Raw genomic sequence first — 14895 nt, forward strand, 5'->3', positions numbered from 1 at the left:
AGGCCCGCCCACCCGGCCGCCCGGCCGCCCGCCCGCCTCAGCGGGCGCCGTGCAGCCCCCTGCCGGCCACGGAGTTGGAGGTGACCGTGCCGTCCTCACCGGACAGCGTGACCGCGTGCCGCACCCCGTCGGGCCCGATGACCACGGCCAGCCAGCCGCTCTTGCCGCCCTCCTGGGGTACCGACCGCAGCGCCTCGACCTTGCCGCCCTCCACGGCCGCGGCCGCCTTCTCCAGGGCCTGGGCCGCCGGCAGGGACGGCAGCGGGGCGGGCGCCTTCAGGCCGCCGCCCGCCCGCTGCCCCGGTGCGGCCGGCGCCGGCCAGCCGCGCTTGCCGTCGACGACGGCCGGCTCGCCGCTCTTGTGCCGCTTGCCCGCGAACGGGCCGCCCGCCTGCTTCCCGCCGTGGCCGTGCTCGCGGCCCTCGGCCGCGAAGCGGGCGTGCCCGCGCTCGCCGTGGTGGTGCTCGGCCACCGCCACCGCGGCGGCCCCGCCTCCCACGGCGACGACCAGCCCGAGCGCCACCCAGCGGGCCCGGCCCTCGCGGACCAGCCGCACCAGGCGCGCACGGCCCTGGCCCGCCGCGGCGGCCGGCTTCGTCTCCTCCGCGTCCGTCGCGGACTCCGGGGGCTGGGGACTGGACTGGGTCATGTGACTCCTCCTCGCGTTCTGGCGGACGGCGTGCCCGGCCCGCGCGATCCTGCCCGCCGGAAGCTGAAGCCCCGCTGAAGGCGGCTGAAGAGCTCTTCAGCAACCCGGCCCGGCGACCTGAGAACCTTGTGCCCATGCGCGTACTGGTGGTGGAGGACGAGAAGCGGCTCGCCGCAGCCCTGCAGCGGGGGCTGCAGGCCGAGGGCTTCTCGGTGGACGTCGCCCACGACGGCCTGCAGGGCCTGTGGCTGGCCGCCGAGCACGACTACGACGCCATCGTCCTCGACATCATGCTGCCCGGCCTCAACGGCTACCGGGTCTGCGCCCGGCTGCGTGCGAGCGGCTGCGAGTCGGGGATCCTGATGCTCACCGCCAAGGACGGCGAGTACGACGAGGCCGAGGCGCTCGACACCGGCGCCGACGACTTCCTGTCCAAGCCGTTCTCGTACGTGGTCCTGGTCGCCCGGCTGCGCGCCCTGATCCGGCGCACCGGCCGGCGCAGCCCGCAGGTCCTGGAGTTCGGTGACCTGGTGATCGACCCGGCCCGGCAGCTGGTCACCCGCGGCGGCGCCGAGGCCCGGCTCACCTCCCGCGAGTTCGCGGTGCTGGAATACCTGGCCCGGCGCGCCGGAGAGGTCGTACCGAAGCGCGACATCCTGGAGAACGTCTGGGACTCGGCCTACGAGGGCGACCTCAACGTGGTCGAGGTGCACGTCAGCGCACTGCGCCGGAAGATCGACACGCCGTTCGGGCGCTCCGCGGTGGAGACCGTCCGCGGAGCGGGCTACCGGCTGGCTGCCGACGGTGGCTGACTCCCGCGACCGCCGACGGCGCCCCGTCGCCGCCCTCCGCCGCCTCGCGGCCCGGGCCCTGCGGACGGCCCGCCGGCTGCGCCCCCGGTCGGTGCGCGCCCGGGCCACCCTCGGCGCCACGACCGTGGTCGCCCTCGCGCTCGGCGCGGCCTCCTTCGCCCTGCTCGGCGTGCTCGACGGCAACCTGGTGCGCGGCGCCCAGGCCGACGCCGAACAGCAGGCCCTCGCGACCGCCGCCCTGGCCGCCTCGGGCCGGCTCGAACCCGTCCTGGCCCCGGGGCGCGGAGCCGACTTCCTCCAGGTCGTCGACGCCCACGGCCGCGTCCTGGCGGCCAGCCCCGACCTCCTCGGGCGGCCCGCCCTCACCCCGAGCCGCCCGGGCAAGCCCGGTACCGTCCGCGGCACCTGGAAGGGCGGTGCCGCCCGCGGCGGGCACCGCCACCGCGTCGTCCAGGTCACCACCGTCACCGGGCAGGGGCTGGTCACCGTGTACGCGGGCACCTCGCTGCGGCAGGCCGACACCGCGGACGAGACCATCACCGCCGCGCTGGCCGTCGTCGTACCGCTGCTCGTCCTCACGGTCGGCTTCGTCACCTGGCGGGTCACCGGCTGGGCGCTGCGCCCCGTCGAGGCGATCCGCGACGAGGTCGCCGAGATCAGCGAGCGCGACCTGCACCGCCGCGTGCCCGTCCCGCGCAGCCAGGACGAGATCGCCCGGCTCGCCGCCACGATGAACGCCACCCTGGACCGGCTGGAGGCGGCCGGGATCCGCCAGCGCCGGTTCATCGCCGACGCCTCGCACGAGCTGCGCAGCCCGATCACCGTGCTGCGCACCCAGCTGGAGGTCGCCCGGGCCCACCCCGATCCGGCCCTGTGGGGCGAGCTGGTGGGCGGCGCCCTGGAGGACACCGTCCGGCTCCAGGACCTCGCCTCCGACCTGCTCCTGCTGGCTCGTCTGGACACCTCGGAGCCGGCGCCCGCCGAGGCGGTCGACCTCGCGGCCGTCGCCCGCGGGGCCGCCCGGGCCCGGGGGGGCGACCGGATCCCCGTGGAGCTGGAGATGGCCGACGAGGCCACCGTGCGCGGCAGCACCCTCTGGCTCTCCCGCCTGGTCACCAACCTCCTGGACAACGCGCAGCGGCACGCCGTGACGCGCGTGCGGCTCTCGCTGCGCGCCGACGCCGTGCGGGGCGCCGCCGTCCTGGAGGTCCGGGACGACGGCCCCGGCATCGCCCCGGCGGACCGCGAGCGCGTCTTCGAGCGCTTCACCCGCCTCGACGACGCCCGCAGCCGCGACGAGGGCGGCACCGGCCTGGGACTCGCCATAGCCCGCGACATCGCCACGCGCCTCGGCGGCACCCTCGCCGTCGCGGACTCCCCGAAGGGCGCCCGCCTGGTGGCCCGGCTCCCGCTGGACGCCTGAGCCGGCAACCGGCCCGCCGTCTTCCGCGCGTGCCCCGTCTCGATTTGACGTACCCTCATCCCTCGCTGCACCATTCCACTAACACATTAGTGGAATGGTGCAGGGGTGGCGGCGATGATCGAGTTTCAGGTGGACCGGCACAGCGGCGTCGCCACGTACCTGCAGCTCGTCAACCAGGTCAAACAGGCGCTCAGGCTGGGCGTGCTGGAACCGGGGGACCGGCTGCCCACGGCCCGGGCCGTCGTCGAGGCGACCGCGATCAACCCCAACACCGTGCTGAAGGCCTACCGCGAGCTGGAGCGCGAGGGACTCGTCGAACCGCGCCCCGGACGGGGCACGTTCGTCACCCGCTCCCTCTCGCGCCCCGAAGCCGCGGCCGACTCGCCCCTGCGCGCCGAGCTCCTCGCCTGGACGGCGAGGGCCCAGGCGGCAGGACTGGGGCGCGCCGACATCCTCGCCCTCGTCGAGGCGGCACTCGCCGAGACGACGGCCCCCGCGCCCGCGCCCCGACCAGGCGCGGACGCACCGTCACGAGAGGACACCACGTGAACGACCCGACCGCCGTCCCGGCGCTCCGGGCAACGGCGACCGCATACGCCTACCGGGGGAAGAAGGCCCTGAGCGGCTGCACGTTCGAGCTGCCGCAGGGCCGCATCGCCGCACTCGTCGGCCCCAACGGGGCCGGCAAGAGCACCCTGCTCCACCTGATGACCGGCCTGCTGCGGCCCACCGGCGGCGAGATACGGGTCTTCGGCGCCGCCCCCGGCAGCCGCCAGGCCCGCGACCGTACGGCCTTCCTCGCCCAGGACCGGCCGCTCTACCCGACGTTCACCGTCGCCGACACCCTCGCCGTGGGCCGCAGGCTCGGCGGCCGCCGCTGGGACCAGGCCCGGGCCGAACGCCTCGTCCGGGACGGCGACATCCCCCTCACCGCCCGCGTCGGCACCCTCTCCGGGGGCAAGCGCACCCGCGTCGCCCTGGCCCTGGCCCTCGGCAGGCAGGCCGACCTCCTCCTGCTCGACGAGCCGCTCGCCGACCTCGACCCGGTGGTCCGCCACGAGGTGATGGGCCTGCTCATGGCCGAGGCCGCCGACCGCGGGATCACCGTCGTGATCTCCTCGCACGTGCTGCCCGAGCTGGAGAACGCCTGCGACCACGTCCTGCTCCTCCAGGACGGCCGCATCCGCCTCGCCGGCGACACCCAGGACCTCCAGGAGGCCTACACCCGCCTCACGGGCCGCGCCGACCCGCAGACTCCCGACGGCCTGCCCGCGGGCGCCGACCGCTCCGCGGTCGTCCACGCCACCACCACCGGCCGCCAGCTGACTGCCGTCGTGCGCAACGCACCCGGCTCCGCCCTCCCGGCCGGCGCCGACGCGCGCTGGATCACCGCCACCCCCTCGCTCGAGGAGCTCCTCCTGGCCCACCTGCGCTCCACACCCCGCACCGGCCCGCCGCCGACGGCCGCGGCCCCGGCCCCGGCCGCCGCGCAGACGGGAGCCGCCGCATGACCGGGACCCTCTGGCTCGCCTGGCGCCAGCAGCGCCTGCTGATCCTCGCCGGCCTCCTGCTCGTCGCAGGCTGCGCGGTCTGGGTCGTCCTGGAACGCGCCGACCTCATGGCGGCGGTCGGCGGCTACGACCTCTCCTCCTGCAAGGGCTGGAACGGCGTCTGCCGCACCTCCACCGAGGTGGCCGTCTTCGAGCACACCCCGGGCATCCGGGCCCTCGGCACCGTCGCCGTGCTGCTGCCCGCCGTCATCGGCATGTTCTGGGGCGCCCCGCTGATCGGCCGCGAAGTGGAACGGGGCACCGTCAAGGTCGCCCTGACCCAGGGAGTCGGCGCCCGCAGCTGGTTCGCCGCCCGCTTCGGCCTCGCCGCCCTCTGCGCCGCCGTCGTCTCCGCGGCCCTCGCCGCCCTCCTCGCCTGGTGGTGGGAGCCCATCTCCAACATGCAGAACGGTGTCTACTGGCACGACCCGTACATCCTCAACGGGTCAGGGCCCGCCGCCGTCGCCTGCTCCCTCTTCGCCCTGTCCGCCGGAACCGCGATCGGACTGCTCGTCCGCCGGACCCTCCCGGCCATGGGCCTGACCGCCGTCGCCGTCCTCGGCGTCACGGCCTTCCTGACCCTCTTCCGGCGCGACTTCGTCGCCCCCACCGACCGGATCACCCCCGGGATGACGCCCAAACAGCTCCTCGGCAGCGCCTGGTCCGCCGGCTACCGCTACCTGACCCCGGACGGGGTCCAGCACCCGCTGGAGAACTGCACCGTCTCCGGTGAGGAACTGCGCGCCTGCATGGCCGGGCACGGCTATGTCGGCCGGGTCCACAAGGTCTACCCGAGCTCCGACTTCTGGACCTTCCAGGCGGTGGACACCGTCGTGTACCTCGGCCTCGCCGCAGCGCTGGTCGCCCTGACGGCGGTCCTGCTGCACCGCCGCCGCAGCCTCGTCTGACACCGGCCGGGGCGCGGCCGGCCTCAGCCGCGCTCCGGCAGGTCCGGCTCCGCCCGGACCGCGAAGCCGCGCCCGGCCGCCGGGGCGGCCGCGGCCCGTGCCCCGCAGAACGCCGCCTCCAGCGTGCCGCCCAGGGCGGTGTTCGCCTCCCCCCGGTTCGAGGTGTTGGCCATCGCGGCCAGCGAGCGCCGGCCGTCCCGCGTGGCGAAGGCGTACGTGTAGTAGCCCTGCACGGTGCCCGTGTGGCCGTACACCGACACCCCGCACGACAGGTCGTACCGGCGCAGCCCCAGCCCGTAGAACCGGGTGCCGGCCGTGTCGGTCGGGCTCATGGCGAGCATCTGGTCCATCAGTCGGTCCGGCAGCAGCCGGCCCGCGAGCAGCGCGGAGACGAAGGTGTTCAGGTCCGCCGGGTTGGAGATCATCGCTCCGGCGGCCTGCGCCCAGGACGCCGTCTGCTCGGTCGCGTCCACCAGCGCCGCCCCCGCCTCGTCGGGGTGGAGGTAGCCGCGCACGTGCCGCCCCCGGACGGCGGTGTCCGGGTGCACGTACGAGGTGTCCCGCAGCTTCAGCGGCCGGATGATGCGGTCCTCGTACTCCCGGCCGACCGGACGCCCGGTGACCTTCTCGACGAGCATGCCGACGATCACGAAGTTGGTGTTCGAGTACCCGTACGCGGCTCCCGGCTCGGCGGTCCTCGGCTCGCGCAGCGCGAGGTCCACCAGCTCGCGCGGGGCGAACACCCTCGTGCGGACGGCTTCGAAGCCGGGCACGGTACGGGCGAACATCGCCTCCGTGTAGTCCGCGAGCCCGCTGCGGTGGGTCAGCAGATGGCGCACCGTGATCCGGTCGTCGGGCAGCAGCCCGGGCAGGTGGCGCCCCACCGGGTCGTCCAGCCCGAGCCGGCCCTCGGCCACCAGCTGGAGCAGGACGACGGTGGAGAACGTCTTGGTCACGCTGCCGATCCGGAAGCGGGCCCGCGGATCCATCGGGGCACCCGTGGACCGGTCCCGGACCCCCACCGTCCGGGCCAGCACCCCGCCCGGACCGGTGAAGCGGGCCATGGCGCCGGGCGCCCCGGCCGCGGTCGTGCTGCGCAGCGCCCGGACGAGCGCCTGGGCATCGGGCGCCGGGGCCGGCGCAGGGGCGGCGGGCGCGGCGTACGGGGATGAGGCGGCGGCGTGGGCGGTGGCCGCCGGCGCCAGGACGGCCGTCACGGCCAGCAGGACGGCGCCGATCGTCGGACGGCGGTGGGCGGGCAGGCGCACGGTACTCCTCGGCTGCGGTGGACTGCGGTGAACTGCGGGGAAGGGCGCAGAGGGTGGGGGAGAAGGGGGATCGTACGGCCTGCCGGGCCGCCGCCCGGCCATCCGCGCCGGGTCCGAAGGTGCGGGAGGCCGCGCCGTTCACCCGCTCGTATCCGCCCCGGGCGCAGGCGCGTGTGACGGACAGCCACATTGCAGCGGCCGGGCGGCAGTAACGCGGCCCGCCGCGGTCCGCGGTCCGCCCCCGTCCGGAAGAGGGACCCCTTCACGGGAGCGGTGTTGACGGTGTCGACGCGCCCCGCCCCGTGAGGCCGCCCTCGACGGCCTTCGCGCCGAACGCGGTCCGGGGCGGAGCCCCGGCGTCGGAAGGCGCGGGCTGGGGAAGGCCTCCGCACGGCGGTGGGCCCGACACGGCGGGCCCGTGCGTGCCCCCGTGCGCGCCACCACAGCGGCGGCGGGCCCAGGGGTGCGCCGCCGCGGACCGCGCTGCGCACGGTTCCGGCCCGTCCCGGCCGGCAGGCCCGTGCGGCGGGGGCAACGGACGGGGCGTTCCCCCTCGCCCCTCGCCTCGCCCCGCGTCCCGCGCCGGACGCCCCGGAAAGAGTCCCCGACCTGCCGAAACGCCCCGGCGCGGGCGCCCGAGCCGACCGGCCTGCGCCGCCGGAATGTCCCCGGTGCCGATGCCGGGCAGAATTGAGGGAGCGACCCGCGCCGCGCCTGCCGCGCGGGTACCGGACAGCCACGACAGCCACCCGCTCCAGGCGCGCAGAAGGGGGGCCGGCGATGCCACCGGACCGGCCGGGGGACGAGCAGGACCCCGGCCCGATCCGGTCCGAACCGGGCGCCCTGCTCGAACACGTGGTGGTGGCCGTCTTCGGCATCGACGACGAGGACCGCCTCCGCTACTGGGGCCCCGGCGCGCACAGCCTCTTCGGACACCCGGCCGAGGCCGTGCTGGGCCGTCCCGCGGGCCTGCTCTTCCCCGAGCCGCCGCCCGGCGCCCCCGGCGGCGCCGACCGCCTCGCCGAGCGCGCCCGCACCCTCGGGTACTGGCGCGCGCGCATGCCCGCCCTGCACCGCGACGGCGGGGTCTTCGACTGCGGCTTCCGCGTCTTCCCGCTGGTCGACCCCGCGGGCCGCTCCGTCGTCCTGGGCCTGGCCAGCCGCGGGGACGAGCTGGACCGGGTGAAGACCAACCTCGTCTTCCTCGACGCCCTCTTCGAGACCTGCCCGATCGGCCTGGTGATGCTCGACGAGGACCTGCGCTACGTGCACCTCAACCAGGCCCTCGCCGACATGGACGGGGTCCCCGTCGCCGACCACCTCGGGCGCCCCGTCACCGAGGTCATGCTCACCTCGGACGGCGGCGAGTTCCAGCGGATGCTGCGCTCCGTCGCCCGCGAGGACCGGCCCGTCGTCGCCGCCCTCGTCGGCCTGCGCACCCCGGGCCGACCGGACACCGACCAGGTCCGCTCGGTGAGCTTCTTCCCGCTCACCGGCGCGGGCGACACCCGGCGCGGCCTGGGCGGCCTGCTCGTCGACGTCACCGACCGCGAGCAGGCCATCCTCGAGGCGAGCGCCGCCCGCCAGCGCCTCGCCCTGCTGGACCGGGCCGCGGCCCGCATCGGTACCACCCTCGACCTGGAGGTCACCGCTCGCGAGCTGGTCGCCGCGGTCGTGCCCGAGTTCTGCGACGCCTGCGTCGTCGAACTCGTCGAGTGGATGGACGAGAGCGCGGACTTCGACCCGCTGCTGCCGCTGTCGACCCGCCGGATCGCCTCCGGCACCACCCTCGCCGAGCCCGCCGTCGAGCTCGTGAGCGGCCTGGAGAAGGTGACGTACCCGCCCGGCTCCAGCATCCACCAGATGCTCAGCAGCGGCCGGCCCCTGTCCGCAGCCGTCAACGAGGAGTTCGTGACCCGGACCGTCACCCACCGGCAGCGCGCTCGGCTGCTCCTGGAGAGCGGACTGGCCTGCATCCTCATCGCCCCGCTCATCGCGCGCGGCACCGTCCAGGGCATCGCCATGTTCGGCCGCTCGGCGGCCCGCCCCGCCTTCGCCGAGGAGGACCTCCGCCTCGCGGGCGAACTCGCCTCCCGCGCCGCCCTGTGCCTGGACAACGCCCGCCTCTACGGCCGGGTCCAGGACATCGCGCTCACCCTCCAGCGCGCCCTGCTCCCCAGCGCCCCGGCCGCCGGCCCGTACGTCGACATCGCCCACCGCTACCTGCCCGGCAGCCGCGTCACCCAGGTCGGCGGCGACTGGTACGACGCGATCGCCCTGCCGGACGGCCGCGTGGCCCTCGTGGTCGGCGACGTCATGGGCCACGGGGTACCCGCGGCCGCGGCCATGGGGCGGCTGCGGATCACCGCCAAGGCGCTGGCCCGGCACGTCCGCGACCCCGCGGCGCTGCTCGCCGAGCTCGACGACTGCGCCGAGGAGGCCGGGATCGACTGGGCGACCTGTCTGATCCTGCTCTACGACCCCCGCACCGGCCGCGCCCTCGTCGCGAACGCGGGCCACCCGCCGGCCCTGGTCCGGCACCGCGACGGCACGGTGCGGACGCTCGCCGGAGGGCTCGGGGTGCCCCTGGGGGTGGGCGGGGTGGCGTACCGGACGATCGAGGCCGACCTCCCCGAGGGCGCCACCGTGGCCCTCTACACCGACGGCCTCGTGGAGGCGCGGGGCCAGGACATCGACGCCGGCATCGACGCACTGTGCAGCCGCCTGGCCGGGCCGGTCGGCTCGCTGGAGGATGCGGCCGAGCGCATCCTCGCCGAGCTGCTGCCCGAGACGGCCGGCGACGACACCGTCCTCGTCCTCGCCCGCGTCCGCCGCGCCTGAGCCCCCGTCCAACGCGTCCGACGGTTCCCACTCGTCCTCCGACAGCAACCCCAGACAGCGCGGCCGTTCAGGAGGCGGGGCAGAGGTTGGCCTTCACGGCCGCCAGGATGAGCACGTTCTTCATCGGACCGAAGCCGTTGGGGTGGGTGGCTCCCGTGAAGCGCGCGGCGGTCGACTCCAGCCGCTTGCCCGCGTCGTGCTCGCCCGCCATGAACCGGCACTGCTCCAGGCCCCGGCCGACGGCCTGTTCCTCGTCGCCGCCGATGATCTGGGGGTCGATCTTGTCGAGCGAGGCCAGGTACGTGGCGCGCTGCTCGGGCGCGGGGCTCGGGGGCGACCCGGCGGCGGAGGGCGGCGCCCCGCCGGGGGAGTCGGCGGTGGCCGCCGGGGCCGGCGCCGATGCGAACGCGGCCGCGGGAGGCTCCGTCGAGGGCGCGGCGGACGGTTCCACCGAGGCGGCGGGGGCCACGGGTGCCACGGGTGCGGCCGCGGCGGCGGCCGCCCCGCTCTCGGCCCGGGAGCCGGAGGCGGCCGGGTCGCTGCCGCAGCCGGCGAGGGTGAGGAGCGAGACGGCGGCCACCGCGGCCGCGACGCGTCGTGAGTTCATCCCCGCATGGTGGCAGCCGGGCAGGCCGTCGACCGCCGAATCGCCTTTTCCTCCAAGGGAGTTGCCCCGGAACGACCGATGGCGTCCAGCCGCCCCTCAGCGGGCCGCTGCCGCGCGCTCGTGCACCAGCTCCGCGAAGCGCAGCGGCGCGTCCCCGCCGTGCCCCGCGAACAGGTTCGGCTCGACGAGTTCGAGCTCCATCACGACCGGCTCCCCGTCGTCGCCGGTCGCCATGTCCACCCGCGCGTACAGCAGCGGGGCCGCCCCCGGTACGGCGGCCAGCGCGGCCCGGGCCAGCGCCAGTTCGGCGGCCGTCGGCCGGTGCGGTGCCAGGTCCGGGTGCGGAACGCGGTCGTTGTCGATGACCCCGGCCTCGGTGAGCACCGGCCCCTTGCGGACGCCGTGGCTGAAGACGCCGCCGAGGAAGACCAGCGCCCGCTCGCCCTCCTCGATCCGCTGCAGGTACGGCTGCACCATCGCCGTGGCCCCGGAGCCGTGCAGTGCGGCGATGTGCCGGGCGGCCGGCCCGTGGTGCTCCTGGGTGTAGCGGGCGGTGTCGTACGCGCCGGCCGAGACGGCGGGCTTGACGACGAACTGGCCCCGCTGCGGCAGGACCGCCTCCTCGCCGGGGGCGATGAAGCGGGTCGCGACGACGGGCACGCCGCGCCCGGCGAGGTCCCGCAGGTAGGTCTTCTCGGTGTTCCAGCGCAGGACCGGGGCCGGATTGTCGAGCCGCGCCACGGCGCCCACCGCGTCCGCCCAGGCCAGGAACGCCGCCCGCTGCCGGGCGTACCCCCAGGTCGAACGGACGACCACCGCATCGCACGCCGACCAGTCGAAGCCCTGCTCGTCCCAGGGCGCCGCCACCGCGTCGAGGCCGCGCGCCCGCAGCGCCTCCAGCAGCCGCGGCAGGTCCGTGTCCCAGGCCAGGCCCTCGGCCGAGGTGGCCAGGGCCACCCGGGCGGTGTCGCTCATCTCCACGTCTCCTGTCCGACCGGCAGCGCGGGGCCGGCCCCCCTCCGGGCGCCCCGGCCCAGGGTAGGGCGCCGCCCGCCCGCCGTTGGCCCCGCCGCCGGCCCTACGGTCCGACCGGCGGCGGGGGACCGGTCCCGCGGGCACTTCCGCCGAAGCGGCCACCCGCAGGGGACCGTGCGCGCGACCATGGAGGGCGGGGCAGGACGGCAGGACGGCAGGGCGGCAGGGCGGGTCAGCAGGGCGGGGCAGGACCGACTGCGGACGCACCGCCCGTCGGGAGGGGGGTTGAGGGTGAGGACACGCCGCAAGGAGTCCGGCGCGCCCGAGCCGCCGACGGCTCCCTGGGACGAGATCGTTCCGGGGCTGTGGATGGGCGGCCACTTCTGGGTGGACGGCCTGGGGGAGACCCGCCAGGCCGTCGTGGGCAGTGACTTCGACCTGGTCATCAGCCTGTTCACCCGCCCGGGACACGGGCCGGCGCCGGACGTCGAGCACCGGCTCGCCGAGATTCCGGACGGTCCGCTCACCGCTGCGCAGCTCCGGTCGGTCCAGCAGGCGGCCGATGAGGCGGGGAAGGCCGTGCGCGGCGGCCGGGCCGCCCTGGTCCGCTGCCATGCGGGGTACAACCGGTCCGGGCTGGTCGTGGCGCAGGCGCTGATCGGGCTCGGGCACGGGGCCGCGGGGGCCGTGGGCCTCGTTCGGCGGCGGAGGTCGCCGTGGGCGCTGAACAACCGGTTGTTCGAGGAGTACCTCACCACGGGCCTCGACGTCGCCGGCCTGCTGGCCGGGCTGGACCCACCGCCCGGCTGACGCCTACGGAGTCCCGTTCCGTGCGGCGGCGGCCTTGGCGGCCAGGCGGCGGCGCAGGACGGGACGCCTACGGAGTCCCGTTCCGTGCGGCGGCGGCCTTGGCGGCCAGGCGGCGGCGCAGGACGGCCCGGGCGTACAGGAGGTGGGCGATGGCCTCGGCGGCGAGCAGGAGCACCACCAGCCAGGGGGCGAGCCGGCCCGAGCCCCACAGGACCAGCAGGGGGACGGCGATGCCGGGCACGGCCCACACCGCGACCGAGCCCAGGGGGCGCCCGTAGCGCAGGGCGATGCAGACGTGGGCCGCGTGGTAGAGGGCCAGGCCCCCGGCCAGGGCCGCCACGGCGCCGGCCGGCAGGTGCGGGTGCCCGGCGTCCTCGACGGCGGTGGCCAGGCCCGCGGCCATCGACAGCACGCCCGCGGTGACGAAGAAGTGCAGGAAGCCGCCCATGTCCCGGGCCAGCAGGTACGCCCGGCGGTCGTCGGCGGCGGCGAGGACGATGTCGGCCGAGGTCGAGCCGAAGTCGAAGTACGACCACCACAGCGCGGCGAGCAGCACGAACCCGAGGCCGCCGACCAGCCCGGCCCGCAGGGTCCAGGCGTGGTCGGCGGAGGTGACCAGGGCGATGACGGACTCGCCCAGCACGATGATGACGACCAGCCCGACGCGTTCGACGAGGTGCCCGGTGTCCACGCGGCCGGGGATGCCGGCGCCCCGCGCGGTGAGCAGCAGCGCCATCTCGGCGGCGATGAGCACGCCCCAGACGGCGTACTGCCAGGGCGCCGGCACGGCGGCGGAGGCGGCCCACAGCAGGCCGGAGCCGAGGCAGTACGACAGCGGGCGCCAGCGCGGGACGCGCCGCGGTGCGGGGTAGCGGGTGGCGGGCCACCACAGCCCGAGCAGGACCAGCCGGGTCCCGGCGTAGCCGAGGGCGTACACGGACCCGCGGCCCGCGTCGGCCTGCGGGACGGCGGCGGCCATGACGGCGATGCAGAGCATGGCGGACAGCATCAGGAGCCGGCGGCGCGGCGTGTCGTCGACGAAGAGGTTCGCCGACACCGTGAGGTTGACCCACAGCCACCAGGGCGGGAAGTACAGCCCCAGGAAGACGGCGAAGTCGCGCAGCCCCGGATCGCCGTGCAACTGGTGGGAGACCTGGGCGGCGATCGCCACGAAGACCAGGTCGAAGAAGAGCTCGAGCCAGTCGGCGTGCCGGCCCTCGCGCGCCGGCTCACCGGCGGCCGCCGCCCCGGCGTGCCCGCCCGGGCCGCCCGCGCCCCACGGTGGTGTCCCCATGTCTGCGCCCGTGCCTCCCGCCTCCTGCCGCGTGTCCCTCGTATGACACCACGGGCGGGCCGGGCCCCGCGTGCCGCAACCTGCTACGCGGTGGGGGTCAGGGCCGCCGCCACCGCGGCCTCGGCGTGGATGCGGGCGGTCGGGAAGACGGGGACGGGGCTGTCGGCCGCGCCGACGAGCAGCTCGATCTCGGTGCAGCCGAGGACGATCCCCTCGGCGCCGGAGGCCGCGAGCTCCTCGATGACGGCGCGGTAGGCGGCCCGCGACTCCTCGCGCACGATGCCCCGGCACAGCTCCTCGTAGATCACCCGGTGCACCAGGGCCCGCCCCTCGGCGCCGGGCACGCGGACGTCGAGTCCGGCCGCCGCCAGCCGTCCGCGGTAGAAGTCCTGCTCCATGGTGAACGCGGTGCCCAGCAGGCCCACCCGGCGGACGCCCGCCGCCTTCACGGCGTCCGCGGTGGCGTCGGCGAGGTGGAGCAGCGGCACGCCGATGCCCGCCTGGACGCGGTCGGCGACCTTGTGCATCGTGTTGGTGCAGATGAGCACGAGGTCGGCGCCGGCCGCCTCCAGGGCCCCGGCGGCCGCCGCCAGCAGCTCGCCGGCCTCGGCCCAGCGGCCTGCGGCCTGGAGGCGTTCGACCTCCGCGAAGTCCACCGAGTACACGACGCAGCGGGCGGAGTGCAGTCCGCCGAGCCGGTCGCGGGTGAACTCGTTCAGCAGGCGGTAGTACGCCGCGGTCGACTCCCAGCTCATTCCGCCCAACAGTCCGATCGTCTTCACGGCGACCCGCCCCCCCTCCGTCGCGTCAGCGACGCGTCATCGATAAGGAGTGAAGGGTAACAAGGGTCTGATCCATAAGGATCACTTTGCTTTTCTCGCGCCTCCGGGCCCGGCCTGCGTGTGGCGGCTGCGGACCCACAGCGGCAGCGCGAACCAGCACAGCAGGTACCAGGCCAGCACGCCGATCACCAGCCACGGGACGAGGGAGTGGTCCGCGGCCACGCGCAGGATGAGGAACAGGGCCGCGACCAGGGTCGCCAGCAGCAGCACCAGGCCCGCGAAGGTGAGCCGCGAGGCCCACCGCACCGCCTGCGGCTTGATCCGGCGGCCGGCGACGATGCGGTGGAGGGCGACGGGGCCGATCAGGGCTCCGGTGGCCAGGGAGCCCAGGACGACGGTGACGATGTAGATCGCCCGGTCCGCCCGCGCGAGGTTCTGGAACTGCGCCGTGAAGGCGACGGTCAGGAGGAAGCCGAAGAGGATCTGGACGCCCGTCTGGGCCACGCGGATCTCCTGGACCAGCTCCTGCCACTGGCGGTCGGCCCGCTCGTTGGCCGACTCGTGCCTGCCGTTCGCGCGGCTCGGGTCCGACTCCGGGTCCGACTCCGGGTCCGCGTGGGGGCCGGTGCGGGGGTCGGGGGTCATTGCTTCCCCGTGGCCCGGCGGCCCATCACGTCGCGGAAGGCCGTCATGCAGGGCATGCAGTGGTGGTCGGTCTCGACGTTGTCGGCTGGCAGCAGGGGGCGGCCGCACAGTGTGGTCGAGCGGTCGTGGGTCACGACGTGCCAGACCGGGCCCTGCCCGGTGACCGCCTCGCCGAGGTGCATTTCGTACATGTGAGTTCCCCGTATGGTCGACGGCTCGTCCCTCCACCACAGCAGGGCCGGGTGCGAAAGGCCTGACAAGTGGACCGTACGGGTGACGTCTATCCCGAGCGGGCTGACGTATGCAGGGAGGTGTGCAGGGATACAAAAAA

At 75.9% G+C, this 14895-nt stretch carries 15 protein-coding genes; 7 read left to right on the top strand and 8 right to left on the bottom strand.

All coding sequences use genetic code 11. The features are described 5' to 3' along the window. Positions 1-37 precede the first annotated feature (37 nt). Entirely contained in the window at positions 38-649 is a 612-nt protein-coding gene (locus tag AB0953_RS17570) for a hypothetical protein (RefSeq protein WP_366860368.1), read from the bottom strand. Positions 650-783: 134 nt separating this feature from the next. Between AB0953_RS17570 and AB0953_RS17575 the strand changes: the two genes are divergently transcribed. The 5 genes from AB0953_RS17575 (at position 784) to AB0953_RS17595 (ending at position 5342) form a co-directional block, all read left to right on the top strand. Then, entirely contained in the window at positions 784-1461 is a 678-nt protein-coding gene (locus AB0953_RS17575; protein ID WP_366860369.1) for a response regulator transcription factor, read from the top strand. Beyond that, entirely contained in the window at positions 1454-2884 is a 1431-nt protein-coding gene (locus AB0953_RS17580) for a HAMP domain-containing sensor histidine kinase (protein ID WP_366860370.1), read from the top strand. Before AB0953_RS17575 ends, AB0953_RS17580 begins: the two co-directional genes overlap by 8 nt. A gap of 114 nt (positions 2885-2998) precedes the next feature. After that, positions 2999-3433 (top strand): GntR family transcriptional regulator, encoded by a 435-nt coding sequence (locus AB0953_RS17585; protein ID WP_361908532.1) that lies wholly within the window; start codon positions 2999-3001, stop codon positions 3431-3433. After that, on the top strand, positions 3430-4395 hold the full coding sequence (locus AB0953_RS17590; RefSeq protein WP_366860371.1) for an ABC transporter ATP-binding protein: 966 nt from the start codon (positions 3430-3432) through the stop codon (positions 4393-4395). The genes AB0953_RS17585 and AB0953_RS17590 overlap by 4 nt, the downstream gene beginning before the upstream one ends. Further along, positions 4392-5342 carry an ABC transporter permease subunit gene (locus AB0953_RS17595; RefSeq protein ID WP_366860372.1) on the top strand — a complete coding sequence of 317 codons (951 nt, stop codon included), beginning with the start codon at positions 4392-4394 and terminating at the stop codon, positions 5340-5342. Before AB0953_RS17590 ends, AB0953_RS17595 begins: the two co-directional genes overlap by 4 nt. A gap of 23 nt (positions 5343-5365) precedes the next feature. On the opposite strand, the gene AB0953_RS17600 is transcribed toward AB0953_RS17595, so the two are convergent. Continuing rightward, a complete protein-coding gene (locus AB0953_RS17600) occupies positions 5366-6610 on the bottom strand; it encodes a serine hydrolase domain-containing protein (protein WP_366860373.1) in 1245 nt (414 codons plus the stop codon). A 780-nt stretch (positions 6611-7390) separates the two neighbouring features. Here AB0953_RS17600 and AB0953_RS17605 point away from each other — a divergent pair. Continuing rightward, complete coding sequence (locus tag AB0953_RS17605; protein WP_366860374.1) at positions 7391-9451, top strand: SpoIIE family protein phosphatase; 2061 nt, start codon at positions 7391-7393, stop codon at positions 9449-9451. Positions 9452-9518: 67 nt separating this feature from the next. Here AB0953_RS17605 and AB0953_RS17610 read toward each other — a convergent pair whose 3' ends face one another. Further along, entirely contained in the window at positions 9519-10058 is a 540-nt protein-coding gene (locus AB0953_RS17610) for a hypothetical protein (protein WP_366860375.1), read from the bottom strand. Positions 10059-10154: 96 nt separating this feature from the next. After that, on the bottom strand, positions 10155-11033 hold the full coding sequence (locus AB0953_RS17615; RefSeq protein ID WP_366860376.1) for a hypothetical protein: 879 nt from the start codon (positions 11031-11033) through the stop codon (positions 10155-10157). Positions 11034-11324: 291 nt separating this feature from the next. On the opposite strand from AB0953_RS17615, the gene AB0953_RS17620 reads away from it, so the two are divergent. Next, positions 11325-11843 carry a protein phosphatase gene (locus tag AB0953_RS17620; RefSeq protein ID WP_366860377.1) on the top strand — a complete coding sequence of 173 codons (519 nt, stop codon included), beginning with the start codon at positions 11325-11327 and terminating at the stop codon, positions 11841-11843. A 67-nt stretch (positions 11844-11910) separates the two neighbouring features. Here AB0953_RS17620 and AB0953_RS17625 read toward each other — a convergent pair whose 3' ends face one another. The 4 genes from AB0953_RS17625 to AB0953_RS17640 all read right to left on the bottom strand — a co-directional run bounded on the left by AB0953_RS17625 (position 11911) and on the right by AB0953_RS17640 (position 14755). Continuing rightward, positions 11911-13137, bottom strand: coding sequence for a low temperature requirement protein A (locus AB0953_RS17625; RefSeq protein ID WP_366860378.1), 1227 nt, complete (start codon positions 13135-13137; stop codon positions 11911-11913). Between the two features lie 83 nt (positions 13138-13220). Further along, complete coding sequence (locus tag AB0953_RS17630) at positions 13221-13919, bottom strand: aspartate/glutamate racemase family protein (protein WP_366860379.1); 699 nt, start codon at positions 13917-13919, stop codon at positions 13221-13223. Positions 13920-14000: 81 nt separating this feature from the next. Beyond that, positions 14001-14564 (bottom strand): DUF6328 family protein, encoded by a 564-nt coding sequence (locus AB0953_RS17635; protein ID WP_366860380.1) that lies wholly within the window; start codon positions 14562-14564, stop codon positions 14001-14003. Then, positions 14561-14755, bottom strand: coding sequence for a hypothetical protein (locus AB0953_RS17640; RefSeq protein WP_366860381.1), 195 nt, complete (start codon positions 14753-14755; stop codon positions 14561-14563). The genes AB0953_RS17635 and AB0953_RS17640 overlap by 4 nt, the downstream gene beginning before the upstream one ends. Positions 14756-14895: the final 140 nt, after the last annotated feature.

This window comes from Streptomyces sp. NPDC046866, assembly GCF_040704625.1.
Classification (GTDB): Bacteria; Actinomycetota; Actinomycetes; order Streptomycetales; family Streptomycetaceae; genus Streptomyces.